Genomic DNA, 24,040 nt, shown 5'->3' on the forward strand with positions numbered 1-24,040 from the left:
CCAAGTGACTCGGATCTACGGCATAGCGTCTCGCGATCAGCTGCCGGTGGACGCGGGCCCGTCCCGCGGACGTGGGTTTCAGGCACGTGACCGAGCGAGTGCACAGAGCATCCGACGGGTCTTGACATCGGTCGGTGAAGGTATCAGACCGCGGTTGTCCAGAGCTGTTCGGATCGCCAATTGGATTGTCGCAGAGCGCATTTCCAACTCACCCGCCGACTCCCCCGGTCGTGGCTGCACCATTGCGGAGATCTCGAGCAGATCCACCTCGGGCACGGCCCAACGCTCTACCTCGATCCCGACCCCGTCCAGCGATATCCCCGACCATCGCGATGAGTCGATCGGCCCCAGCCGCATCAGGTGGTCGATGGGTACGCCTGCGGGTGTGCAGGTCACGAGAAACTGACGCTGCGCAGAATCGAGGAGATGTGCCGGATCGATCCCGTCGGCAACGGCGGTTCCCACCGAACCGGGGTTCCGTCGACTCACCACCGACGCCGCCATCGCGCGATGTGAGCCGCACCAGTCGCCGGTGAGGCGGTACATCAGATTGTCGTCGGCGAACGGGGCGACCCACTTGCCGACCAGTCGGTCCGGCGGACACGGGCGTAGCCGGACCGTGATGTCATCCTGGTCACCGCTGCGCATCTTGATGATGAGATTGCTCGACAGCAGCGGAAGAGGAGTGTGCTCGACCGTCGACCGCGCTTCGGCAAACCAGATGTCGCGACGTTCCGTGGGCCGCTGCGGACACCCCAGGACCCGCAACGCCTCGCCGACCCCGGTGTCGATGTTCGTCTTGATCTCGATCGGTGCGATCACAGGCCACCCTCCATGTACATGACGCTCACTGCGCACCGAGGTCTTCAGCCGCGCCGGTTATGTCCCATCGTTGCCATCGACACGCCCGAGGGCACGAGTACGGCGCTACCTCAATCGGGGTCGTCGCGGCCGAAATCGGACGTCAGAACCGGACAAACCACACGAACGGGCACCTCCGACGTACCTCTCAGGTGGATGCAGCGTCGGAACCGAGAGGTGCGAGCCGCAATCCGAGGGGTGATGTGCCGGGGATCGAGTAGTCGATTACTCGTGTACCCGTTCACCGATGGCTTCATGCTGGTCGGGCACCGACGCGTACGAAGATGAACCCGACGACCGGCGGAGCTTTCCCGCCACGGAGACTGCTGATGCCCGGAATCCCTGGTGTGACCGCCTCGACCACCGCGCTGCAGGGCGCACCGCCGCAGGCGTCACCCGACGGACGACCCGCCATCACCCGGCGTCTGGCCGGCGTGGCCGAGTACGTCGACCGTCACATCGGATGGGAGCGGGTGGGCAGGTGGCCGGGGCTGGCCGTTCTGCTCGGATTGCGCAGTCAGTTGCGGGCCAAGAACCTCGTCGACACCGGCCCCCACCCGGGCCCGGCGCTACCGCCGGCAACCGAGGCCGATCGTGCCGGACGGACGGTCCTGGGAACCTACAACGCCACCACCGACCCGGCCATGGGCTCGGTGGGCAGCCGATTCGGCCGCAACATGCCCGGCTACGTCCAACCGGGCTCCGACGCGGATGTGCTGCAGCCCAATCCGCGCCTGGTCAGCATGCGTCTACTCGACCGAGGTGACGACTTCACCCCGGCGACGACGCTGAACCTTCTCGCTGCGGCGTGGATTCAGTTCGAGGTCCACGACTGGTTCAACCACCGGACGATTCCGGCCGCGGAGGCCACCGAATGCTGGGAGATCGAGCGGCCCCCGGGCGATCCGGTGGGTGATGAGCCGATCAGCATTCCGCGCACCCCGGTGCTCCCGCCGGCCGGCCCGGGTTTCGGCCCCGCATACGAATCCATCACCACCTTCTGGTGGGACGGTTCCCAGATCTACGGTGACAATCCGGCCTACTCGAACGCGATCCGTTTGCCCGACGGCCGGATCGACCTCGACGAGACCGGTCTCCCGCCCGCCGCCACCGACGCGCTTCTGGATCCCAACGGTTCGGCCCCCAACTTCTGGGTGGGTCTGGCTCTCATCCACTCGCTGTTCCTGCGCGAACACAACGCCATCTGCACCCGTCTGGCGGCGGCGTACCCGCAGATGGACCCCGAGCGGCGATACACCGTGGCCCGGTTGATCAACTGCGCACTGATGGCCAAGATCCACACGGTGGACTGGACGCCGGCGATCATCGCCCACCCCACGACCGTGGCGGCGTTGCGCGGCAACTGGTTCGGCGTCCTCGGCGAAGGTGTTGCACGGCGCTACGGGCACGTCTTCGGCAACGAGGTGCTCAGCGGCATCCCCGGATCCCGCACGGACTTCAATGACGTCGCCTTCTCCCTCACCGAAGAGTTCGTGGCGATCTATCGCATGCATCCGCTGATGCCCGACGAGGTGACCATCCGCGCACTCGCCGACGACGAGGTGATCGTCACCCGCACGCTCTCCGATCTCGTCATGCCCGATGTCCGCACCCGGCTCGCCGACGCCCCGATGGCCGATCTCCTCTACACGTTCGGCACCGCCAATCCCGGCGCGCTCGATCTGCACAACTATCCCGTCACGCTCCAGAACCTCAGGCGTCCGGTCGGTCCGCCGATCGACCTGGCCACCATCGATCTGGTGCGTGTCCGTGAGCGCGGGGTGCCGCGCTACAACGAATTCCGTCGGCAGTTGCGTCTCAAGCCCAAGAAAGACTTCATGGATCTCACCGGTGATCGTCGGATCGCCGACGAGTTGGAGTCGGTGTACGGCGACATCGAACGGCTCGATCTGATGATCGGGCTCTACGCGGAACCGAGACCCGCAGGATTCGGCTTCAGCGACACGGCCTTCCGTATCTTCATCCTGATGGCGTCGCGACGGCTGACCTGCGACCGCTTCCTCACCGAGGACTTCACCTCCGAGGTCTACACAGAGGTCGGGATGGCGTGGATCCGGGACAACTCCATGCGGTCGGTGTTGTTGCGCCACTTCCCCACTCTCGCGCCGGCCCTGCGGGATGTCCCGAATCCGTTCGCGCCCTGGAATGTTCCGTAACCACAACCCGAGGACCGGCCATCATGACCGACATCGCCCCATCCGCGGAGACCCCCGCGATGCCGACCACCCCGACCCCCGTCGTCTTCGTCCCGGAGATGGAACAACCCCGCGAGGACGAGGAGCGTGACATCGAGCGGATCGTCCGCGCGCTGCACGGCAACAACGAATACGCCTTCCGGAAGTACAAGTGCGGCGTCCGCGACGCGCACGCGAAGAGCCATGGCATTCTGCGCGGCACTCTCGAGGTGCTTCCCGACCTGCCCAACGAACTCGCGCAGGGCGTCTTCGCCACCCCGCGCAAGTACCCGGTCATCTCGCGCCTGTCGAGTACGTCGGGCGCCATCCGCAGCGATCAGGTTCAGGGTGTGCGGGGGCTCGGAATGAAGCTCGTCGGCGTGGACCCGAATGCTCCGCGTGCACTGCCGGACGACACCGCCACCACCCAGGACTTCATCATGGTCACCCACGAGGAGTTCCTGTTCGCCGACGCGCACAAGTACAGCCGGCTCGGAATGGTCACGGCGGTGACCCTGGCACGGCTGCCGGACCCGGTCCTGAAGGGGCTCAGCACCGCACTCGGCGTTGTCGGAGGCCGGCGTCTTCCCGAGACCCTCGCGGTGTTCGTTCGGCCGAACACACACATCCTGGGCGACGAGTTCTACACATCCGCCCCGCAGCTGCACGGCCCGTACATCGCGAAGCTGCGGTGTGTGCCCGCCTCACCGGAGGTCCGTGCGCTGATGGGTCAGCCGGTCGACGACCGCCCGGGCATCAACGCCTTCCGCGAGATGGTCATCGACTTCTTCGCCAACCACAGTGCCGACTACCGGCTCGAGGTGCAGTTGTGCACGAATATCGACACGATGCCGATCGAGGACGCCACCGCCCACTGGAATCAGGTCGAATCCCCATACATCCCGGTGGCGACGATCCACTATCCCGTCCAGGACCCCTACACCCCGGAGCGGCGGGCATTCGGCGACGACGTGCTGTCCTACAACTCCTGGAACGGACTGGCCGCCCACCGTCCGCTGGGATCGATCAACCGGCTCAAGAAGCGGGTGTACGAGGCGTCGAGCAACTTCCGTCATCAGGTCAATAACGCGCCGCGGTTCGAGCCGGCGACCGAGTCCGACCTGCCCGAATGACCGTCGCCGTTCCCCGTGACGACCCGGACGACCGACCTCGCCCGGGTGCTGCCGGCCCGCCCACATATCGCGGCAAACGCCAGCACGGCCGCCCCTCGCGGACCCTATACTCAAGCCCCATGGGCGGCCGTTGGCAGCTGCTCGGTCGGCCCACCGAGCAGCACACCATCCGATCGGCTCTGACCAGTGCCGACGGGAGTGGGGTCGTACTCATCGGTGCCGCCGGGGTGGGCAAGACGACTTTGGCCCGCACCGTCTCGGCCGACCTCGGCGGACCGGTCCTGTGGGCCGCGTGCACCGAATCGTCGAAGGCCATCCCGTTGGGGGCGTTCGCCCCGTGGGTCGAGCAGACGGGATCGCGTGATCCGGTGGCCGCGCTCGGCGCCGCACGGCAATCTCTTGTGGCGCAACCGGATACGGTTCTGGGTATCGACGATGCGCACCTGCTCGACCAGCTCTCGGCGACTCTGCTGCATCAACTCGCGGTGGAACGGGCCGCGCGGATCATCGTGACCGTGCGGTCCGGTGAGGCGGTACCCGACGCCATCACCTCGCTCTGGAAGGATGGTTACCTCACGCGGATCGAGCTGGAGCCGTTGCGCAAGGACGAGTGCACGTCGCTGGTGGAGAAGGTCCTCGGCGGGACCCTCGAGGGACTCAGCGCCGACGTCATGTGGGAGTCGTCGAACGGCAATCCGCTGTTCCTGCGCAACATGGTCGAGGGTGCGTTGGACGCCGGAAACCTCGCCGAGGTCAACGGCGTCTGGCAACTACGCGGCCCTACCGCGGTCCCCTCGGGGCTGGTGGCGCTGCTCGACGACCGCATCGATGCCGCGGGCGATCACGTCGTCGACGCGCTGAAACTCCTTGCGCTGTCCGAACCCCTCGACATCGACACCCTCATCTCACTGTCGAGCGAGGACGCCGTCGACACCGCGGAGGTCCGTGGTCTGATCCGCATCACCCGCGACGGTGTGGTGGAGAATGCGCGGTTCGCCCACCCGCTCTACGGCGATGTGATCAGGCGGCGCATCGGGACGATCGCCGGTCGACGCCTCCGCGCCCGGATCGTCGAGGTTCTGCGCGAACGGCCGACCGGCACGGCCGCCGACCGGATCCGCCTGGCGCGACTGTGCGTCGACGGTGGCCACCAGCTCGACGTCAAGCTGCTGATCTCGGCCGCGAAGGATGCGGTGGCGCTGACCAATCTTCCTCTGGGAGAACGCCTTGCGCGAGCTGCGACCGAGAACGGCGGAGGTCTGCGCGCCGTGGACGTGCTGTCGAGGGCCCTCCTGTGGCAGGGCAAGATCGTCGAGGCCAACGAGGTGCTCGCCGCCTTCGACCCGGACACCCTCGATGAACTCGAACTCGTCCAGTGGGGCGTGCCGCGCATCAGCCTGTTGTTCTGGTCGCTCGGCGACGTCGACCAGAGCGCGCGCCTGCTCGATCTGCTGCGGTCGAGGGTGCGGTATCCGGCGCTGTGCTTGATGGTCGAGGCGACCGGATCGGCGATGGCGGTGCACGCCAACCGGATCGCGGAGGGTATCGACAGCGCCGAACGGGTGCTGGCCGACCCGGAATCCCCCGGGCAGGCAGTCGATTTCGCGGCCTTCGCGGCGGGACTGGCGATGCCGGTCGCCGGCCGTGGCCGCGATTTCGAGGCGATCGCCGATCGGTGCCGTCCCGAACACAAGGCCACCGACGGCATGATCAAGGTGATGGTGCGCTACGGCGACGTGCTGGCCCTGGCCACCACCGGCCGCATCGACCTCGCCGAGCAACGGGCGATCGAGTACGCCGAATTCTCCAACGCAGGCCAATTCGTCGGGTGGGCGATAGCGAAGATCATGGCCGGCCTCGTCTCCTGTTATCGGGGGTCTTTCCGGGAGGCGATCGGTGCACTCGAACAAGCGCTGGCAGCACTCAACGCCGACAACTCGCTGCCGTGGAAACTCCCGGCGCGACTGCTACTGGCACGTGCCTACGCGGCACTGGGTGCGGTGGGCGACGCCGACCGGGTGCTCACCGAGGCCGACGAGCATGTGGGTCCGCACGAAGCGATCCACGATCCGCAACGGTTGATCTCCCGCGCCTGGCTGGCCGCCGCACGCGGTGGGGAACGAACCGCCATCGAATTCGCGCACGGCGCAGCCGATCTCGCGCACGAGGTCGGTCAGTACGCCGTCGAGGCGGAAGCCCTGCATCACGCGGCGCGCTTCGGTGATCGCACCATGGCCGAACGACTCGTGCAGGTTGCGCCCCGGGTGCAGGGAGTGCTCGCGCCGTTGTTCGCACGCCACGCGGTGGCGGTCGCCGACGCCGACCCCGACGCGCTCGACGACGTCAGTCACGCCTTCGAGCAGGCCGGACTGCTGTTGTCGGCGGCCGACGCCGCGGCGCAGGCGGTGTCGCTGCATGACCGGGCCGGGCATCGGCGGCAGAGCACCGAGTCCAGCGCCCGGGCACTGCTGCTGTCCAGGAGGTGTGATGGCGCGACGACCCCGGCCACCAGAACGGCCGCGCGGCCATTGCCGGTCACACCGCGTGAACGCGAGATCGCGGCGCTGGTGTCACAGGGCCTGAGCAATCGTGAGATCGCCGATCGCCTGACGGTGTCGGTCCGCACCGTCGAGGGACACGTGTACCGGGCGTGTATCAAACTCGATGTCGCCGATCGTGACGAACTGGCCCGCATCGTGTGGCGGGGCGACAAGCGGGGTGTCGGGTAGCTGGTGTGTGGAGCGGCTGCGCGGCGATGACTTTCCGATTGCCTCGTGGTCTGTACTGCGACGGTGTCGGACGGCAGACATCGCAGACCTCAGGAGTGAATCGTGCACACCACCATCTTCGTCAATCTTCCGGTGGCCGACGTGGCGCGCTCGCGTGCCTTCTTCGGTGAACTCGGATACTCCTTCAACGAGAACTTCTCCGACGGCAGGGCGATCTCTGTCGTCCTCGGGGACAACATGGTGGCAATGCTGCTGCAGCGGGACTTCTTCGACACGTTTCACCCCGTCCACACGGCCGATGCGACCGTGACAAAGGAGTGCGTTGTCTGCCTTGACGCCGACAGTCGTACGTCTGTCGACGAGTTGGTCGACGCGGCCATCGCCGCGGGGGCCACGCCCGGCGACACCGAGGATCACGGCTTCATGTACGGGCGCAGCTACAGTGATCTCGATGGTCACTCGTGGCAGATCATGTGGATGGATTCGGCTGCGACACAGTCAGAGTGATACCTCGTAGCGAGAGAAAGGACGCCACCATGACGCGTGTCCGCGTCGACATGTTCACCTCGCTCGACGGCCGCACCGCCACCGCCGGCCTCTCCCCGGACGATCCGATGGGTGCGGACTGGGGGCGGCTGACCGCGGCGTACTCGGCGACGCGCACATTCCACGAGCGGGTCTTCGGCGACACCGGCGGCGCCGGCACAACCGGCGTCGACGATGCGTACGCTGCAGCGCATTTCGAGGGGATCGGTGCCGAGATCATGGGTGCGGCGATGTTCGGGCTCCATACGTTTCCCGACGATCCGGCCTGGCAGGGCTGGTGGGGTGACGAACCGCCGTTCGGCACCCCGGTCTACGTGCTCACCCACAGTGCGCCCCGGGCATCGATCCCGATGACCGGCGGCACCACATTCCACTTCCGCAGTGGCGCCATCGACGACGTACTGGCCGAGGCGTCGGCAGCCGCCGACGGTGCCGACGTCCGCGTCGGCGGAGGCGTGGAGACCATCCGGGAGTTCCTGCGGGCCGGCCTCGTCGACGAGCTCCATCTGATGGTCGCCCCAATCGTGCTGGGCCGCGGAACCCGGCTGTGGGATGAGCTGCCCGCGCTCGACGTGACCCACACGGTGACGACCGAGGTGGCCGAGAGCGGCACCATCCACCTCTCGTTCACCCGGTAAGACACCACGTTCTACCGTGGGACCATGACCATCAACACCGATCAGCGGGTCGTCATCATCGGCGCGGGACACGGCGGTGCCGGACTGGCCGCGCTGCTGCGTCAGTCCGGCTTCACCGGGTCGATCACCATGATCGGCGATGAAGCGCACCTCCCCTATCACCGGCCGCCGCTGTCGAAGAAGTTCGACGCGCCGTCGGTGCAGCAGTTGCTGCGGCCGGCCGAGTTCTACACCGACAACCGGATCGACATCCGCACCCGGTCACGAGCCGTTCAGATCCGTGCGGCCGGCAAGACGGTGATCCTCGCCGACGGCACCGAGATCGGGTACGACACGCTGGTCCTGGCGACCGGATCGCACCCGCGCGCACTGCCGGGCACACCGGAGGGAACCACCTCGGTGATGACGTTGCGGACCCTCGATGACGCGGACACGCTCAACCGGTCGCTCGCCCGTGGCGGCGAACTCGCGATCGTCGGCGGCGGCTACGTGGGCATGGAGGTCGCAGCTGTCGCCCGCAGCCGCGGCCTGCACGTGACGGTCATCGAACGGGAGGAGCGCATCCTCGCCCGCGTCGCCAGCCGCGAACTTTCGGCGATGCTCACCGACTACCACCGTGAGCGGGGAACGACGATCATCACCGGGCGCTCGGTGTCGGACCTGCGGATCGAGGGCTCCGAGGTGACCGGGGTCAACCTGGACGACGGCAGCGTCGTCGAGTGCCGCACGCTGCTGGTCGGAATCGGTGCCGCCCCCGACGAGGTACTGCCCCGAACGGCGGGTCTGGAGTACGACGACGGAGTGATCACCGACGAATACGGACGGACCAGCAACCCCGACATCTTCGCCATCGGCGACCTGGCGCGGCGCCCGGTCGCCGGGCATCACGGTCTGCGGCGCCTCGAATCCATCCCTGCCGCAACCGAACACGCCCGGCACGCGGTGGCGGCGATCCTCGGTCAGGATCCCGAGGAGCATGAGGTGCCGTGGTTCTGGTCGGATCAGTTCGATCTCAAACTCAAGATCGCCGGACTGACGACACCAGATGTCCGGGTGATCACCCGCGCGACGCCGGGCAAGAACGCGGTCTCGTTCTTCCACATCCAACCGGCGGGCAACGTCGTCGCGGTGGAGGCCGTCAACGCCCCCGCCGATTTCAACGGGGGTAAGAAGCTCATCCGCAGAGGCGCGCACGTCGACCCCGACGCGCTGGCGGATCCGTCGGTCAAGATGCGGGACCTGACCGCCTGATCCGATAGGGCATCGGACAGGGCGCATGCCGCCCCTCGGGGTCAACCTCGGCGTGGGAATTCGGGCGGTGATCCTGTTGTGGTCGGTCGTGGCGTTCGTCCGGCCCCGCTGCGCAGGCCCGTGCGGGTGATGTGCGGCGCCACGGGCGAATCGTGCGCCGACGAACCACGCGCCGGCGACACGCGGGCGACCCTGCGTGCGTCCGAAAGTCCGGGCGACGAACGAGTGAGCCAGTGACGCTGCAGAATCCGCTCCCGCCGACGGCGGCGTAGGCCGCCCTGCGCGACAGACCGGCGCGAATCGGTTGCGGGGTGGATGCCGGACGGCAATGCTCATAGCCGAAGACCCGCAATCACAGAGCCGTCAGAACGCGAGGACACGGGGTGCCCATGACAATCAGAGACTCACTGACGATCAGCGACTCACGCGAGGGCCGGCCGACGGCGGGTTCGCGACATGTCTGAGCTCTGCTCCGCGCCGACGAGCATCGGCGTCCTCACCAGTGGCGGCGACGCCTCCGGGATGAACCCGGCGGTCCGGGCCGTGATCCGGACCGCGCTGCATCACGGCATCGACGCCTATGCCGTTCACGAGGGATACCAGGGTCTGGTCCACGGTGGCGAGTTCATCCGGCGGATGGAGAACGCCGACACCGACGGCATCCTGGCCAAGGGTGGCACCGAGATCGGTACCGCGCGCTCGCAGGAGTTCCGCACCCGTGAGGGGCGCCGCGCGGCCGCCCACAACATGCTCCAGCGCGGCATCGACGCGTTGGTGGTCATCGGCGGCGACGGAAGTCTCACCGGTGCCAACATGTTTCGGGCGGAATGGGCGGAGCTGCTCGATGAGCTCGTCACCTCCGGTGAGATCTCCGCCGACGTCGCCGGCGCGCATCCCTTCCTGCGTCTGGTGGGCCTGGTCGGCTCCATCGACAACGACATGTCCGGCACCGACATGACCATCGGCGCCGACACGGCACTGCACCGCATCGTCGAGGCGATGGACGCCCTGCGCAGCACGGCCTCGAGTCACCAGCGCTCGTTCGTCGTCGAGGTGATGGGGCGCAACTGCGGGTACCTCGCGCTGATGGCCTCCCTGGCCACCGCTGCCAACTGGGTGCTGATCCCCGAGCAGCCGCCGGCCGACGGGTGGGCCGACCGGATGTGCCGCGACATCCGGACCGGTCGGCAGATCGGCCGACGCCAGTCGGTCGTCGTCGTCGCCGAGGGAGCCCAGGACCGCGACGGCAACCCGATCACCGCCGAACAGATCAGGAAACTCCTCGAGGACGAACTCGGCGAGGACACCCGCATCACCACGCTGGGCCACGTGCAGCGTGGCGGTGCGCCGAGCGCCTTCGACCGCTATCTCGCGACGCGGCTGGGATACGCCGCCGTTGAGCGACTCCTCGCCGATGAACCGCACGCCCCCGCGCAACTGGTCGGTCTTCGCGGCAACCGTGTGGTCACCTCCCCGCTGATGGAATGCGTGGAACAGACACGCGCGGTCGCCGACCGGATCAAGTCAAACGACTACGACGGTGCGATGTTGTTGCGCGGCGGCAGTTTTCGCCAATCCCATCGCATCCTGCAGACGATGCAGCAGGCCGCCGCGCGACCCACCCAGGCGGGCCGCCGACGCTTCCGCCTCGCCATCGTCCACGGTGGCGGACCGGCACCCGGAATGAACACCGCCGTGCGTGCGGCGGTCCGGCTCGGTCTGGACCGCGGGTACAGCGTCCTCGCGGTGCGCAACGGCTTCCGCGGTCTGCGGCGTGGTCAGGTCCAGGAGATGGGCTGGATGGACGTCAGTGGCTGGGTGTCCGACGGTGGCGCCGAACTCGGCACCAATCGCTATGTGCCCGAAGGCGAGGCGATCGGGCAGATCGCCGAGCAGATCGCCGCCCATCGCATCGACGGTCTGCTGGTGGCCGGCGGCTGGGCGGGCTACCAATCCGCCTACGAACTGCACCGTCATCGACAGGAGTTCTCGGCGCTGGACATCCCGATCGTCTGCCTGCCGATGACGATCAACAACGACGTCCCCGGAACCGAACTCAGCATCGGCAGTGACACCGCGCTGAACAGCATCGTCTCCGACGTCGACAAGATCCGTCAGTCCGCGGTCGCCACCCGCCGGGTGGCCGTCGTCGAGGTGATGGGCCGCGACAGCGGTTATCTGGCGTTGCTGTCGGGAATCGCGTCGGGTGCCGAGCGGATCTACATGCCCGAGGACGGGATCACCATCGACGACCTGACCGCCGACATCCATTCGATGGCCGAGGGCTTCCGGTCCGGACGACGATTCGGTCTGATCATCCGCAGCGAAGGTGCCGACTCGGTGTACAACACCTGGTTCATCACCTCACTCTTCGAGAAGGAGGGCGGTGAACTGTTCGATGCCCGCCAGGCGGTGCTGGGCCATGTTCAGGAGGGTGGGGATCCGTCGCCGTTCGACCGCATCCACGCCACCAGCCTGACCGCGCGATGCGTCGAGTTCCTCTCCGAACAACTCGAGTCAGGGGGCCGGGCGAGCGCCATGATCGGATTCCAGTCCGGCAGGCTCCAGTTCACCGATCTGACCTCCTACCCCGCGCTCATCGAGACCGACGCGATGCGGCCCATCGAGCAACGCTGGATGGAGAGCAAGAACCTGGCGCGGATCATGCGGCGGTGAGGCGGTAGATCCACAACCTGATGCGATCGAGTTGCCGACCAGCGGGGTGGAGACCGCCTCCGTCGGGGTTGTCGCCCTGCTGCTGATCTGCGGGGGGTTGGTGGCCAAGCGTGGAGTTGTTCGAACGCACCCGAGGTCGAGCGGCACCGCCGACGGCCGACCGTGGCCACGTAGAATCCGCAGTGCGTTGACCAGCACGCACGTGGATGGCAGGGGCCGCGGCCACCGGGGCCACCCCGGTTCGAGGAGAAGGTGGCGTCGATGTCGATGGCAGATCGTGTCGACGGTTTTCAGCGTCGACACCCATGGAGTGGGTTCCCACTGGGCGTCGCCTACAAGTTCTTCGACGATCAGGGTGGGTACCTGGCCGCGCTGATCACCTACTACGGCTTCATCTCGCTGTTCCCACTTCTGCTGGTCTTCACCTCCATCCTCGGCTTCGTCCTCGAAGACGATCCGGAACTTCAGGCGCGCATCGTCGACTCGGCGCTGTCGCAGATTCCGGTGGTCGGTGATCAACTCGGCGACACCGGGCACCTCGGTGGCAGTGCCACCGCGGTGATCATCGGTGTGGTGAGCGCCGTCTACGGTGCGCTCGGGGTGTCGGTGGCGATCCAGAATGCGATGAATGTCATCTGGGCGGTGCCACGCAACGATCGGCCCGATCCGATCCGAGTGCGGATCCGAGGTGCGATGCTGCTGTCGACGGTCGGACTCGCGGTCATCGGCCTGACCGTGCTCAACGGCGTGACCGCAACTCTCGACCTCGGTGGGAGCGGTCTTTTCCTGGCGGTCATCGGTCCGGTGATCCTCTACGCCGCGGTCTTTGTCGTGGGGTTCCGGTTCGGTACCGCCCGGCACGTGAGTGTCCGCGACGTTCTGCCCGGAGCCCTCATCGCCGCACTCGGATGGCAACTGATGCAGACCTTCGGCGCGGTGTACGTACAGCGGGTGATCGCCCGGGCCAGTGCCATCAACGGCGTCTTCGCCGTCGTCCTGGGTCTGCTCGCATTTCTCTACATCACCGCGGTGATGGTGGTGATCTGTCTGGAACTCAACACGGTGTGGGTCGACAAACTGTATCCGCGATCCTTGCTGACCCCGTTCACCGACAACGTCATCCTGATGCCCGGTGACGAGGCAGCCTACTCGGCGCAGGCTCGAGCCCAGCGCAGCAAGGGTTTTCAGGCGATCGACGTGACATTCGACAACCCGGCCGAGTCTTCGGGTTCCGATGGGCAGGGCTCAGATGGGCAGGGCTCCGATGCGCCGGTTGGGGCTGCGCGGGACGGGGCCGAACCCGATGCGGCCGGCCATGCCGGACGACACGAACAGGGGCGTCCACCACGACTGCCCGGGACGACCTGAGGGACCGACGGTCGATCACGAGCTGCGACGGAGCGTGCCCACCATCGTGTCGATCAGGGACGGATCGGCGGCATCGGGTCCACCCTGCGGAAGTGAGATGACGAAGAGCACGGTGCCGGACTGGCCGGGGACCGTGGTGGCCACAATGCTGTGGATCGCGCTCGGACCCACGCACGCCGAGGTCTCGATCCCGGTGACCGTCGCAACGATCTGAACCGCGGGTGCGCCCGAGACGGTGAGTGGGCGCGGCCCGCTCAACGTCACGGTCGGTACCACCCCGGAGTCGGAGGTGTAGATGTCGGCGACGAGTGCGGCCTCGTCGGACACCGCGGTGGTGATGTCGTCGGTGCCAGAGGCGGCGGGCGTCCCCGACAGGCCCGCGGAATTGTTGGGGCACCGCGAAACCTCCAACTCGGCGGCGCCACCCATCGTCCTGATGGCGCAATAACCGAACGGCCCGTCGTCGCAGCGCTTTTCCCAGCCGACGAGGGTGCCGCAGCCCAGCACCTGCCAGTTGCCCGGAACGTCGTAGGACAGGCCACGTTTGCCGGCCACGGGCTGCCATCCCGACGGTGTCGCCGCCGTGGTGACCGCTCCCGGGCACGTCGGCGGCGGCGGTGTACTCAGCGCGACCGAGGTGGTGTGTGACGAGGACGGGGCCGGTGCGGCTTCCCCGCCCTCACCGGTGAACAGATGGGCGGCCACCACGCCCACCCCGACGATCGCCGTGACAACCAGAACGATGACGCCGATGATGATGGCCAGTGCCCTGCCGCTGCCGCCGGGCGGACCGCCGCCCGACGACCCGGGACCGGCGGCCTCCGGCCAGGCGAACTGCGGTGGCGATCCGGCACCGTATCCCGGTGGCTGCCAATCGGGCTCGGGCGAGGTCGAGTGGCCGAGCGGGGTCGGGGTCCATTCCGGATGCCCTCCGCCCGGCTGCTCGCCCGGTGTCGGATTGCTCATCGATTCCCCCGAGGTCGCCGTTGATGGAAGCGTCACGCTATCACCACGGGGCTGCGGGCGAGCCCGACCGCCCGCTGTCCGTTTCGGAGGATTCGGCCGCGTCGGCGGGGGGCGGATGGGACGCTGTGATTGGCCGTTTGCGAGAATGCGGTTGAGCGGATCGAGGATCGAGGAGTGATCAGATGTTGAGCACCATGCAAGACGTCCCATTGTCCATTGCCCAGTTGCTCCGGCACGGAAGCAGCGTGCATGGCACGGCCGAGGTCGTCACCTGGACCGGCGAGGGGGCGCGTCGACGCAGTTACGCCGATGTCGGTCGCCGATGCGCTGCGCTGGCACACGCGCTGCGGGGTCTCGGGGTCAACGGTGACGAGCGGGTCGCCACCTTCATGTGGAACAACGCCGAACACCTCGAGGCCTATCTGGCCGTTCCGGCGATGGGGGCGGTACTGCACACGCTCAACATCCGGCTGTTCCCCGAACAACTGGTGCACGTCGCCAATCACGCCGAGGATCACATCGTCATCGTCGACCCGACGCTGCTACCGCTGCTCAATCCGCAACTGCCGCAACTGACCACCGTCAAGCACGTCATCGTCACCGGTGATTCCACGGACGGCGTCGACGCTCCCGAGGGAGTGCAGGTCCACTCGTACGAGGCGTTGATCGCCGACCAGCCGACCGACTTCGACTGGCCCGAGGTCGACGAACGTTCGGCGGCCGCGATGTGCTACACCTCGGGGACCACGGGTGACCCGAAAGGTGTTGCGTACTCCCATCGTTCGATCTACCTGCACTCCATGCAGGTGTGCATGACCGACGGTCCGGCCCTCAAGCAGGGTGACCGCGCACTCGCGGTGGTCCCCCAGTTCCATGCGATGTCGTGGGGGTTGCCGTACGCGGCGTTCATGATCGGCGCTTCGCTGATCATGCCGGATCGTTTCCTGCAGCCCGAGCCGCTCGCCGCGCTGATCGCCGCGGAGCAGCCGACGTTCGCCGCTGCCGTTCCGACGATCTGGCAGGGCCTGCACCAGTACCTGGAGCAGCATCCGCAGGACATCTCGTGCATGCACGACGTCCTCATCGGCGGTTCGGCGGTGCCGCCGTCGCTGATGCACACCTTCGAGGAGGATCACGACGTTCAGGTGCTGCACGCCTGGGGTATGACCGAGACCTCACCGCTCGGATCGGTGGCCCGGCCGCCGGCCGGTGCGACCGGCAAGGAGCGGTGGGCCTACCGCTACACCCAGGGACGGTTCCCCGCCTCGGTGCAGGCACGTCTCGTCGACGACCTCGGTGAGCCGGTACCCAGCGACGGCAAGAGCATCGGCGAACTCGAGGTGCGTGGACCGTGGATCACCGGCTCCTACTACGGCGTGGATGCGCCGGAGAAGTTCCAGGACGGCTGGCTGCGCACCGGCGACGTCGGCACCATCACGCCCGACGGCTACCTCACCCTCACCGACCGCACCAAGGACATCATCAAGTCCGGCGGTGAGTGGATCTCGTCGGTGGATCTGGAGAACGCGGTCATGGGACATCCCGACGTCATCGAGGCGGCCGTCATCGGCGTGCCCGATCCCAAGTGGGATGAGCGGCCCCTGGTGGCCGTGGTGCTGCGCGAGGGTTCCGACGCCACCCCCGACTCGTTGCGGGAGTTCTTGTCCGACAAGGTCGCCAAGTGGCAGCTGCCGGAGCAGTGGACCATCGTCAACGAGGTGCCCAAGACCAGCGTCGGCAAGTTCGACAAGAAGCGTCTGCGGTCGCAGTTCCACGACGGCGGGCTCTCGGTCACGCACTTGTGACCGATCAACGGCCGGACGGCTCGTAGGCGATCCTGATCGGACGCAGGATCGCCTGCGCCCGTCCGTCCGTATCGGCCACCGTGGCGGACGCGGCGATGAGCCCGGGACTCTTCCGGTGGCCGGTGAGGTGCAGCTCCACCGGGGCATCTCCGAGATACACCGGTCGGACAAAGCGCGTGTCGCATCCGGTGATCCGGGCGCCGTGGTCGGCAGCCCACCGCTCCGCGTGACGCATCACGATGGCCAGGATGAGGTAGCCGTGTGCGATGGGTGCGGGTAGCCCCGCCGCACGGGCCGCGTCGTCGGACAGGTGGATCGCGTTGCCATCGCCGGAGACCTCCGCGTAGCGGGCCACCCGGTCCCGGGTGATGGGCTCGATCGCCTCCCACAGCGGCTCCGCGTCGGAGGGTTCGGGCGTCGTGGTGTCCCCCGTCATCGGCCGGCCCCATCGTCGTCGTCACGGAAGGTCAAGGTGGCCAACGATTCCGCGATCGTCTCCGCGGTGGCGGCAAGGATCTCGCCGCGCACCCGGGTCGAGACGGCGCCGGCCCGCCGCCGCACCGACTCGATGGTCAGGCGCCCGCCGAGAACGTCGCCGGAGCGTGGTGGACGGTGTACCCGAAGCGATTCCGCGGTGAGGACGAGGCCGTCGGCCGGGACCGCGCCCGCCACTATCGCCTCTCGCGCGAGGATCGCCATGATCTGATGGATGACCGGCATCCCCGACGGTGCCGTGCCGTGGCCGACAACCTCGGCGAAGTCGGCCAGCAGGGTGTCGGTGACGCCGAGGGGTTCCGGTGTGGTGAACACCATGCCCTCGGCGAGGGTATACGGCATGGCCCATGGTATCGCCACGGCATCGGCGATGTGGGTGGGATGTGCCGACTCAGTGGGTGTCGCGTTCCAACCACGAACGCAGTCGCGCGACGACGTCGGCGTCGGCGAAGTAGGTGAGGTGGTTGATGCCGGTGATCGGCGGCAGATGGAAGGTCTCCGGCAGCGGGGTGTTGTCCACCATGCTCATCGATCGCACACCGACAGCGAGGTCGTTGGTCTCTCCGACGTCGCGGCTCGTGAAGGCGGCGTCGGCGAGGGTGTCGAGGGCGGTCCAGAACGCGAGTTCGGGCCCCGAGAACGGTGGATCCGCTTGGAATGGTTCGAAATCCGTGGTGACGGAGAACAGCGTGGCGCCGGTCGACGCGGACGGGCCGTTCAGCTCGGCGAGGTAGGGGCTGTCGGGGGCCATCGCCGCAAGGCCCGGGATGGCGGGGCCTGAGTTACCGGCACTGACGACGGCCTTGATCATCTCGGCGATCGGACGACATCCGTCGGGTGCGTCGTCCGCCGGTGGGTGGCCGGTTGCGGTGCTGGGGCCCACGCTGAAACCGTGGCCGGCGACGAGGTTGGTGAACAGATCGATGAGCAGCCGCCACCAGTCGGGATTGCCCAGTGGCGTACCGGCATTCGGGCCGCCGACCATGATGAGCGTGCGAACCCGGACGCGGTCCGCAGGTGTCGCCACGCTCTCCAACAGGCTCCGGGTCACCAACGACCCGCGGCTGTGGGCGATCACGTCCAGGACGATGTCCTCGTACCCGAGTCCCTTGAGGGCGGCCAGCAATTCGACGGCATTGACCTTCGGGTCCACGCTGAGAGTGCGGTGATCGAAGCCGAGCACCAGGTGGTAGCGGGACATGCAGTCATTCAGAAAGGCTGTGCCCGCGTCGAATTCGGTGAGCGAGCGGAAGGTGAACCGCGTCGTCACGAAGATTCCGTGGACCAGCAGCAGGATTCGGGTCGGTTGACCGTCTGGTGGTGGCGGTACCTTCCCCAGTGTCGGCCAATCGGGATCGTGTGCCGAGTTGACGTGCACCAGGCGGGTTCTGGTGAACAACGACTCGGCGATCGTCACGACACCGCCGATCGCCGAGCTCAGCGGGAACCGGAAGACGGAGCACGACAGCACTTCCGATGCGCGCCCCACCGTGGTGGCCGATCCTGCCGATGCGGTGCGTGCACGTGGGGCCGGTAGCTCGAAGGTCAGGGTGCGTGAGGCGCCGTCGCCGTTGGACGGGGTGATCCAGCGCAGAACGCCACCGTCGTCGATCAGCACGGCCGCACTCTGCCCTTCACCGACGGTGACGTCGACGTGGGGTCCGGCGGCGGGTTCGCGCGCGGCCGGGGTCGAGGGTCGCCCGCGGGCCACCGCGGGCTCGGCCACCGCGGTGGTCGCGGACGGGCCGATGCGTGCGTGATACATCGACTGCCAACCACCGAGCCGGGCGAAGGATGTCGCCGATGGTGCACCGGGACCGGCGACGGTCTCGGGATCATCGCCCGGCCCGAATCGGGCGAGCGGGCCGAGCAGGACCAGGTCCGGCGGCAGGTGGAAAACCGGTTCGTCCTCGGGCATGGTCACTGCCCTCCGTGGTGGGCGGGGTCAGCTGATGGCGGCGGTGACAACCGGAGCGTCGACGCCGCAGCGTCATCGGTGACCATTCCGCTGACCGTGGGATCGTCGGACACCCCGTACTTGCTCCGGTAGGCCGCATCGACGGCGGTCCGTGTCCCGGCATCGGCGGCGCCCACATCGGCGACGGCCACCTCCCGCTCCCAGTCGGCGATGCGGAGCAGGGCCGTGCCGGTCCGCACGGCGGCCCCGAACCAGCCGGTGTCGCGCCGATGCCACGTCCGCACGAACACCGAGCCGTCGACCTCGACCACCCAGATGGGGACGTCGGTGCGCATGGTGCCGTCCGCGCGGGGTGTCGAGATCCGGAGCTCGTGTGCGGCAGCGATCTGTCGTAGTGCGGCGGTGTCCCATGCTCCGGAGGAGTCCATGACCATGACCTTTCGTCGTTCACGACACCGCATCGCACCGCCGACCGTGCGGTGGTCTGTGCGGACATGGTAGATCGGTGACGCGCCGACTCATCCGTGATAGTTCTGAGAAATCAACCCGAGAGGCATACCCGATGGACAAATCGCGAATCCTGACGACCGTCGACGAGGCGGGAGTCGCCGTTCTCACCCTCAATCGGGCCGAGAAGCACAACGCCCTCGACGACGCCATGTTCGACGCTCTCGTCGATGCCGCGGCAACGATGGCCTCCGACAACGCCGTTCGTGCCGTGGTGATCCACGGCGACGGCAAGAGCTTCTGCTCCGGCCTCGACGTCTCCGCCCTGGGCGGTGCAGGCCTGGGGAGCTCGCTGCTGGATCGTGAGGACGGACAGGTGGCCAACCGGCCGCAACGGGTCGCGGTGGACTGGGCGCGGGTGCCGGCGCCGGTCATCGCGGCGATCACCGGGAACTGTTTCGGCGGTGGACTGCAGATCGCGCTCGGCGCCGACATCCGCTACGCGGCGCCCGACGCCCGGTTGTCGATCATGGAGATCAAGTGGGGACTCGTGCCGGACATGGGCATCACCGCGACCCTTCCCCGCCTCGTTCCGCTGGACGTGGCCAAGGAGTTGACCTTCACCGGCCGCATCCTGTCCGGTACCGAGGCGCACCGACTGGGGTTGGTCACCGGGGTGTCCGACGATCCCCTCGACGCGGCGCTGACCCTCGCCCACGAGATCGCGGCGAAATCACCCCACGCCGTCCGCGCCGCGAAGCAGTTGTACGAACGCACCTGGACCGGCAACGACCCGGCCGCGGCCCTCCTGCTCGAAAGCGAGCTGCAGGTCGGGCTGATGGGCTCACCGAATCAGCTCGAGGCGGTGGCCGCCGGGATGGCCCGTCGCCCAGCCCGGTTCGTCGATCCCGATTGAGCATCCCGGCCGGGCGGAGAGTGTCTCGTGGGCGATATGCCCGATTCGTCGGGTTCGCGTGTGCGGCAGGGAAGTTCGCCTCGGCTGCGGTCGCGGCAAGCCGTTAGACTTCCGACACTCTCCTACGACGAAGGGTGTCGATGTTCCCGACATACGGAATCCCCGATGGTGCGGACACCGCCTGGATGCTGGTGGCGTTTGCGCTCGTCCTGCTGATGACACCGGCCCTCGCGCTGTTCTACGGCGGCATGGTGCGATCCAAGAGTGTGCTCAACATGATGATGATGTGCCTGTCGGCCATCCCCATCGTGTGGATCATCTGGGTGGTCGTCGGGTACTCGTTGGCGTTCGGTACCGACCACGGCGGACTGATCGGCAGCTTCGCGTCCTTCCCCGGCCTGGAACACACCTTCGGCACCAACGCCGACAGCGAGATACCGCTCGTCGGAACGATTCCCGCGATCCTGTTCGTCGCCTTCCAGGCCGGTTTCGCGATGGTGACCGTCGCCCTGATCGCGGGTGCGGTCGCCGACCGTATGCGGTTCGTCGCGTGGTTGCTCTTCGCCGCGGTGTGGTCGGTGCTGGTCTACATCCCGATTGCCCACTGGGTGTTCAGTGCACCCGGCCTCACCGAGGAACACGGCGGCTGGATCGTGTCGCACCTCAAGGCGATCGACTTCGCCGGCGGAACCGCGGTCGAGATCAACTCGGGCGCCTCCGCGCTCGTCCTCGCCTTACTCCTCGGCCGTCGGCGGGGGTGGCCGAAAGATCCGATGCGACCTCACAATCTGCCGTTCGTCATGCTGGGCGCCGGACTGTTGTGGTTCGGATGGTTCGGCTTCAACGCCGGTTCGGTCCTCGCGGCCAACGGTGCGGCAGCGATCGTCGCCGTCAACACCCTCGGCGCGGGCGCGGCATCGATGGTGTCATGGCTGGTCGTCGAACAGGTTCGGCACGGCCGGCCGACGTCGTTCGGTGCCGCGTCCGGCGTCGTCGCCGGTCTCGTGGCGATCACCCCCTCCTGTTCGGCGGTCACGCCGATCGGCGCGCTGGCCGTGGGAGCGGTGGCCGGGGCGGTCAGCTCGTACGCGATCGAACTGAAATTCCGCTGGCGCTACGATGATTCGCTCGACGTCGTCGGCGTGCACTTCGTCAGCGGAGTCGTCGGCATGCTGATGATCGGACTGGTGGCGTCGTCGACCGCGCCGGCCGGCGTGGACGGCCTGTTCTACGGCGGCGGGGTGGATCAACTGTGGCGGCAGGCGGTGGCGGTGGTCGCGGTGTTCGCGTATGCCGTCGTGGTGACCGGGGTGATCGGGCTGGCGCTCAAGTACACCATCGGACTGCGCGCGGACCGTCAGCACGAGGTGGACGGAATCGACGATGCGCAGCACGCCGAATCGGCCTACGACTTCTTCACGTCGGGCCGCTGAGCGTCTTCTTCTGGGTTACTTCTCCTGGGTGGCTTTTACTGGGGTGGCTTCTATTGCGCGGCAGCGGAAGAGTAGACCGGTTGAGGTGAATGAGCCTCCGCCGCGGCGACGCGATGTCGTCCGACGAGGTGAGTGCGATCAGGATCCCGTCACGGCCGTGATGCGTTGCTCGACCATACCGACCGCGTGCCCCAACAGTTTGAAGGCCGCGTTGGTGGTCTGCCCGTGGTAGTAGCGGTAGTAGATCTGCTGCGCGATCACGGCCTGGCGGAAGTACCCGAACGCCTCATACCAGCGCCACCGCTCCGGTGACATCGCGAAACCCATTCGTTCGCAATAGATGTCGACGAACTCGGCGCGGGTGATCATACCCGGCAGATGCGTCGGAACCCGCCGCATCATCTGCATCTGATCGTCGTCGTCGGCCTGGACCCAGTACGCCATCGAACCGGCGACATCCATCAGCGGATCACCGAGAGTGGCCATCTCCCAGTCGAGGATGCCGATCACCCGGGTCACGTCGTCGTCGGCGAGCACCACGTTGTCGAGCTTGTAGTCGTTGTGGATGACGCAGTTGGCGACGTCATCGGGTTGGTTGTCGGCCAGCCACGCCATGGCCGCCTCGTAGTCCGGGACGTCGTCGGTGCGCGCGTTGCGGAACCGCGTCGACCATCCCTCCACCTGTCGGCGCACATACCCGGCGCCCTTGCCGAGATCGGCGAGTCCGGCGCGTTCGGGGTCGACCGAATGCAGTTCGACCAGAACGTCGATGAAGTTCAGGCACAACGCCCAGGCCTGCTCGGCGGACAGGGGGACGTCGGCCGGCCATTCCTTTCCCGGGATGACGCCGTCGATCTTGCCCATCACGTAGAAGTCGGCGCCGAGGATCTCCTCGTCGTCGCAGAAGGCGACCATCGGTGCGATGTAGGGCAGCACCGCAGCCAGTTTCGACTGGATGCGGTATTCGCGGCTCATGTCGTGGGCGCCGCGGGCCTTGGTGCCGCGGGGTCCGTGACGCAGGATCAGTTCACGGTCGGGGTAGGTCAGTAGAAACGTGAGATTCGATGCGCCGCCGGAGAATTGCTTGACCTCCGGTGTGTGGTCGAGACCCGTCGGGTCGGATGCGTGGGTACGCAACCATTCCGCGACCCGGACGGTGTCGAAGGCGTCCTCGGACCGGACATCGCGTGCACCCGCGACCTGATGACTCATCCTCGATCTCCCTTGCTGCTCTGCAGGATCACCTCGACCGCACGCGCCGCACTCTGGCACGCACCTTCCATGGTGGTGGTCCAATCGGTGCGAGTCCAGTCCCCCGCCAGTGCCAGTCCCCGCACCGCGGTGCGCTGATCCGGCCGGATCCCGGCGGTCCCGGGCCGTTGTGCGAAGGTGGATTTCGGCATGCGCACGACGTGACTGTGGATCACCTGCGCGTCCGTCGCCTCCGGGAAGTACCGACGCAACATCTGCATCTGGATGTCGGTGATCGCCGCATTGGACTTCGTCGTGAGATCGTAGGCCGCCGACACCGTCGTCGAATACAGGTGTGCGCGTTGCGGATTCCGGCCGTGCATGCGTTGTCGGTCCCACACCTGTTCGAGGACACCTTCGCCGCCCAGCAGGATCTCGCCCCAATCCGTCATGCCGATCGGCCGGTCGAGGTAGAGGTTGACGCTGACGATCGGTACCGGTGTGAGCTGCTCTGCCGCGGCATAGATCTGCTCATGCCCGGGAACCTTGTCGAGCAGCCCGCGAATGTTCCACACGGGGACGGCGCAGATGACGGCGTCGGCCGCGATGTGTTCCCCGTCGGTCAGTGTCACCCCGGCGACCGCCCCGTCGGCGACATCGATCGACGCGGCCACCGCGCGGTGGCGGACCTCGACGCCGTTGTCGGCGAACACTTTCTGCGCACCGTCGATGAACAGGGTGTCGAGGTCCACGGTCGGATACCCGATGGAGATCGGGGTGCGGGTCTTGCGTGCCTGTCGGATTCCGGTCACCAGCAGATCGGCGGGGACCTTGGCCGAGGAGATCTCGGGTTTGTCACCGGTCAGGCCGATGACGATGCCATCCCACAGGGCGTCGCGCGCCGACTGGGGCATGCCGATGCGCCGAAACCACTCGTCGGCGGTGATGTCGTCGAGCCAGTCGGGTTGGCGCAGGACGTGACGGATCAGTGTGGTCTGGGCTCGCATCGTGCGGAGGCGGTCGAGGCCGGTCACCCCGGGCAGGTCGCCGAGCGCGGCCCGTGCCCCGGCGATGCCGGCGAAGGCCGAACGCCGCGTCGCACCACCCGGCATCCGAATGGTCATCTGGCCGGGGAACTCCACATACTGCCGGGTGCCGACGCTGTCGAGGTAGCGCATCAGATGCTCGTAGCCGCTGGCGAACACGTGCTGTCCGTTGTCGGGTACATCGTCGACCGCGGCCACCGGCATCGCGATGGTGCGCCCACCCAACGATCCGCGACGCTCGAGCAGCGTCACCCGATGTCCGGCCTCGGTCAGCCAGACCGCCGAGGCCAGTCCGGCCAGTCCCCCGCCCACAATCACACAGTGCATGGGTTGAGACTAGATCGTAGATCTGTGTCTTTGCGCGTTTTGGAGGTGATGTCGGGCGCTGTCAACGGAGTGGTGAGCGCTGTCAACGACGGGGCGGGC

At 67.4% G+C, this 24,040-nt stretch carries 19 protein-coding genes; 11 read left to right on the plus strand and 8 right to left on the minus strand.

Annotation, left to right across the window (positions count from 1 at the left end; genetic code table 11):
* Nucleotides 1-78 precede the first annotated feature (78 nt).
* Nucleotides 79-822 carry a hypothetical protein gene (locus ABLE94_RS20825; RefSeq protein WP_348806885.1) on the minus strand — a complete coding sequence of 248 codons (744 nt, stop codon included), beginning with the start codon at nt 820-822 and terminating at the stop codon, nt 79-81.
* A 368-nt stretch (nt 823-1,190) separates the two neighbouring features.
* Here ABLE94_RS20825 and ABLE94_RS20830 point away from each other — a divergent pair, with 368 nt between their 5' ends.
* The 8 genes from ABLE94_RS20830 to ABLE94_RS20865 all read left to right on the plus strand — a co-directional run bounded on the left by ABLE94_RS20830 (nt 1,191) and on the right by ABLE94_RS20865 (nt 13,397).
* Nucleotides 1,191-3,038 (plus strand): peroxidase family protein, encoded by a 1,848-nt coding sequence (locus ABLE94_RS20830; protein WP_348806884.1) that lies wholly within the window; start codon nt 1,191-1,193, stop codon nt 3,036-3,038.
* Nucleotides 3,039-3,097: 59 nt separating this feature from the next.
* Nucleotides 3,098-4,189 (plus strand): catalase family protein, encoded by a 1,092-nt coding sequence (locus tag ABLE94_RS20835; RefSeq protein ID WP_348806911.1) that lies wholly within the window; start codon nt 3,098-3,100, stop codon nt 4,187-4,189.
* Nucleotides 4,190-4,308: 119 nt separating this feature from the next.
* The gene (locus ABLE94_RS20840; protein WP_348806883.1) at nt 4,309-6,918 is read left to right on the plus strand and encodes a LuxR C-terminal-related transcriptional regulator; all 2,610 of its coding nucleotides are present in this window, start codon (nt 4,309-4,311) and stop codon (nt 6,916-6,918) included.
* 102 nt (nt 6,919-7,020) lie between these two features.
* Nucleotides 7,021-7,425: a VOC family protein gene (locus ABLE94_RS20845; RefSeq protein ID WP_348806882.1), complete on the plus strand. Its 405-nt coding sequence runs from the start codon at nt 7,021-7,023 to the stop codon at nt 7,423-7,425.
* A 29-nt stretch (nt 7,426-7,454) separates the two neighbouring features.
* Nucleotides 7,455-8,102, plus strand: coding sequence for a dihydrofolate reductase family protein (locus ABLE94_RS20850; protein ID WP_348806881.1), 648 nt, complete (start codon nt 7,455-7,457; stop codon nt 8,100-8,102).
* Nucleotides 8,103-8,126: 24 nt separating this feature from the next.
* The gene (locus ABLE94_RS20855) at nt 8,127-9,353 is read left to right on the plus strand and encodes an NAD(P)/FAD-dependent oxidoreductase (RefSeq protein WP_348806880.1); all 1,227 of its coding nucleotides are present in this window, start codon (nt 8,127-8,129) and stop codon (nt 9,351-9,353) included.
* A gap of 456 nt (nt 9,354-9,809) precedes the next feature.
* The gene (locus ABLE94_RS20860) at nt 9,810-12,029 is read left to right on the plus strand and encodes a 6-phosphofructokinase (RefSeq protein ID WP_348809727.1); all 2,220 of its coding nucleotides are present in this window, start codon (nt 9,810-9,812) and stop codon (nt 12,027-12,029) included.
* A gap of 261 nt (nt 12,030-12,290) precedes the next feature.
* Entirely contained in the window at nt 12,291-13,397 is a 1,107-nt protein-coding gene (locus ABLE94_RS20865) for a YihY/virulence factor BrkB family protein (protein ID WP_348809728.1), read from the plus strand.
* Between the two features lie 15 nt (nt 13,398-13,412).
* Here ABLE94_RS20865 and ABLE94_RS20870 read toward each other — a convergent pair whose 3' ends face one another.
* A complete protein-coding gene (locus tag ABLE94_RS20870; protein WP_348809729.1) occupies nt 13,413-14,399 on the minus strand; it encodes a DUF8017 domain-containing protein in 987 nt (328 codons plus the stop codon).
* A gap of 146 nt (nt 14,400-14,545) precedes the next feature.
* Between ABLE94_RS20870 and ABLE94_RS20875 the strand changes: the two genes are divergently transcribed.
* On the plus strand, nt 14,546-16,168 hold the full coding sequence (locus tag ABLE94_RS20875) for a long-chain fatty acid--CoA ligase (RefSeq protein WP_348809730.1): 1,623 nt from the start codon (nt 14,546-14,548) through the stop codon (nt 16,166-16,168).
* Between the two features lie 4 nt (nt 16,169-16,172).
* On the opposite strand, the gene ABLE94_RS20880 is transcribed toward ABLE94_RS20875, so the two are convergent.
* Genes ABLE94_RS20880 through ABLE94_RS20895 form a run of 4 tightly spaced genes read right to left on the minus strand, consistent with a single transcriptional unit; the run spans nt 16,173 to nt 19,009 of the window.
* A complete protein-coding gene (locus ABLE94_RS20880) occupies nt 16,173-16,604 on the minus strand; it encodes a MaoC family dehydratase (protein ID WP_348806875.1) in 432 nt (143 codons plus the stop codon).
* Complete coding sequence (locus tag ABLE94_RS20885) at nt 16,601-17,005, minus strand: hotdog family protein (protein ID WP_348806874.1); 405 nt, start codon at nt 17,003-17,005, stop codon at nt 16,601-16,603. The genes ABLE94_RS20880 and ABLE94_RS20885 overlap by 4 nt, the downstream gene beginning before the upstream one ends.
* 49 nt (nt 17,006-17,054) lie before the next feature.
* Entirely contained in the window at nt 17,055-18,581 is a 1,527-nt protein-coding gene (locus tag ABLE94_RS20890; protein ID WP_348809731.1) for an esterase/lipase family protein, read from the minus strand.
* A gap of 2 nt (nt 18,582-18,583) precedes the next feature.
* A complete protein-coding gene (locus tag ABLE94_RS20895; RefSeq protein ID WP_348809732.1) occupies nt 18,584-19,009 on the minus strand; it encodes a DUF2255 family protein in 426 nt (141 codons plus the stop codon).
* 134 nt (nt 19,010-19,143) lie between these two features.
* Between ABLE94_RS20895 and ABLE94_RS20900 the strand changes: the two genes are divergently transcribed.
* Both ABLE94_RS20900 and ABLE94_RS20905 read left to right on the plus strand, forming a co-directional pair.
* Nucleotides 19,144-19,944, plus strand: a complete 801-nt coding sequence (locus tag ABLE94_RS20900; RefSeq protein ID WP_348809733.1) for a crotonase/enoyl-CoA hydratase family protein — start codon at nt 19,144-19,146, stop codon at nt 19,942-19,944.
* 140 nt (nt 19,945-20,084) lie between these two features.
* Nucleotides 20,085-21,377, plus strand: a complete 1,293-nt coding sequence (locus ABLE94_RS20905) for an ammonium transporter (protein WP_348809734.1) — start codon at nt 20,085-20,087, stop codon at nt 21,375-21,377.
* Nucleotides 21,378-21,515: 138 nt separating this feature from the next.
* Here ABLE94_RS20905 and ABLE94_RS20910 read toward each other — a convergent pair whose 3' ends face one another.
* Nucleotides 21,516-22,589: a phosphotransferase family protein gene (locus tag ABLE94_RS20910; RefSeq protein ID WP_348809735.1), complete on the minus strand. Its 1,074-nt coding sequence runs from the start codon at nt 22,587-22,589 to the stop codon at nt 21,516-21,518.
* Nucleotides 22,586-23,941, minus strand: a complete 1,356-nt coding sequence (locus tag ABLE94_RS20915; RefSeq protein ID WP_348809736.1) for a hydroxysqualene dehydroxylase — start codon at nt 23,939-23,941, stop codon at nt 22,586-22,588. The genes ABLE94_RS20910 and ABLE94_RS20915 overlap by 4 nt, the downstream gene beginning before the upstream one ends.
* Nucleotides 23,942-24,040: the final 99 nt, after the last annotated feature.

Source organism: Gordonia sp. VNK1 (genome assembly GCF_040049135.1).
GTDB lineage: Bacteria > Actinomycetota > Actinomycetes > Mycobacteriales > Mycobacteriaceae > Gordonia > Gordonia oleivorans.

What these genes read in the sequence shown, in the direction of transcription:
- ABLE94_RS20830 (WP_348806884.1), top strand. Translation starts at nt 1,191, where the DNA reads ATGCCCGGAATCCCTGGTGTGACCGCCTCGACCACCGCGCTGCAGGGC.
- ABLE94_RS20835 (WP_348806911.1), top strand. Translation starts at nt 3,098, where the DNA reads ATGCCGACCACCCCGACCCCCGTCGTCTTCGTCCCGGAGATGGAACAA.
- ABLE94_RS20840 (WP_348806883.1), top strand. Translation starts at nt 4,309, where the DNA reads ATGGGCGGCCGTTGGCAGCTGCTCGGTCGGCCCACCGAGCAGCACACC.
- ABLE94_RS20850 (WP_348806881.1), top strand. Translation starts at nt 7,455, where the DNA reads ATGACGCGTGTCCGCGTCGACATGTTCACCTCGCTCGACGGCCGCACC.
- ABLE94_RS20855 (WP_348806880.1), top strand. Translation starts at nt 8,127, where the DNA reads ATGACCATCAACACCGATCAGCGGGTCGTCATCATCGGCGCGGGACAC.
- ABLE94_RS20860 (WP_348809727.1), top strand. Translation starts at nt 9,810, where the DNA reads ATGTCTGAGCTCTGCTCCGCGCCGACGAGCATCGGCGTCCTCACCAGT.
- ABLE94_RS20865 (WP_348809728.1), top strand. Translation starts at nt 12,291, where the DNA reads ATGTCGATGGCAGATCGTGTCGACGGTTTTCAGCGTCGACACCCATGG.
- ABLE94_RS20875 (WP_348809730.1), top strand. Translation starts at nt 14,546, where the DNA reads ATGTTGAGCACCATGCAAGACGTCCCATTGTCCATTGCCCAGTTGCTC.
- ABLE94_RS20880 (WP_348806875.1), bottom strand. Translation starts at nt 16,604, where the DNA reads ATGACGGGGGACACCACGACGCCCGAACCCTCCGACGCGGAGCCGCTG.
- ABLE94_RS20885 (WP_348806874.1), bottom strand. Translation starts at nt 17,005, where the DNA reads ATGCCGTATACCCTCGCCGAGGGCATGGTGTTCACCACACCGGAACCC.
- ABLE94_RS20890 (WP_348809731.1), bottom strand. Translation starts at nt 18,581, where the DNA reads ATGCCCGAGGACGAACCGGTTTTCCACCTGCCGCCGGACCTGGTCCTG.
- ABLE94_RS20895 (WP_348809732.1), bottom strand. Translation starts at nt 19,009, where the DNA reads ATGGACTCCTCCGGAGCATGGGACACCGCCGCACTACGACAGATCGCT.
- ABLE94_RS20900 (WP_348809733.1), top strand. Translation starts at nt 19,144, where the DNA reads ATGGACAAATCGCGAATCCTGACGACCGTCGACGAGGCGGGAGTCGCC.
- ABLE94_RS20905 (WP_348809734.1), top strand. Translation starts at nt 20,085, where the DNA reads ATGTTCCCGACATACGGAATCCCCGATGGTGCGGACACCGCCTGGATG.
- ABLE94_RS20910 (WP_348809735.1), bottom strand. Translation starts at nt 22,589, where the DNA reads ATGAGTCATCAGGTCGCGGGTGCACGCGATGTCCGGTCCGAGGACGCC.
- ABLE94_RS20915 (WP_348809736.1), bottom strand. Translation starts at nt 23,941, where the DNA reads ATGCACTGTGTGATTGTGGGCGGGGGACTGGCCGGACTGGCCTCGGCG.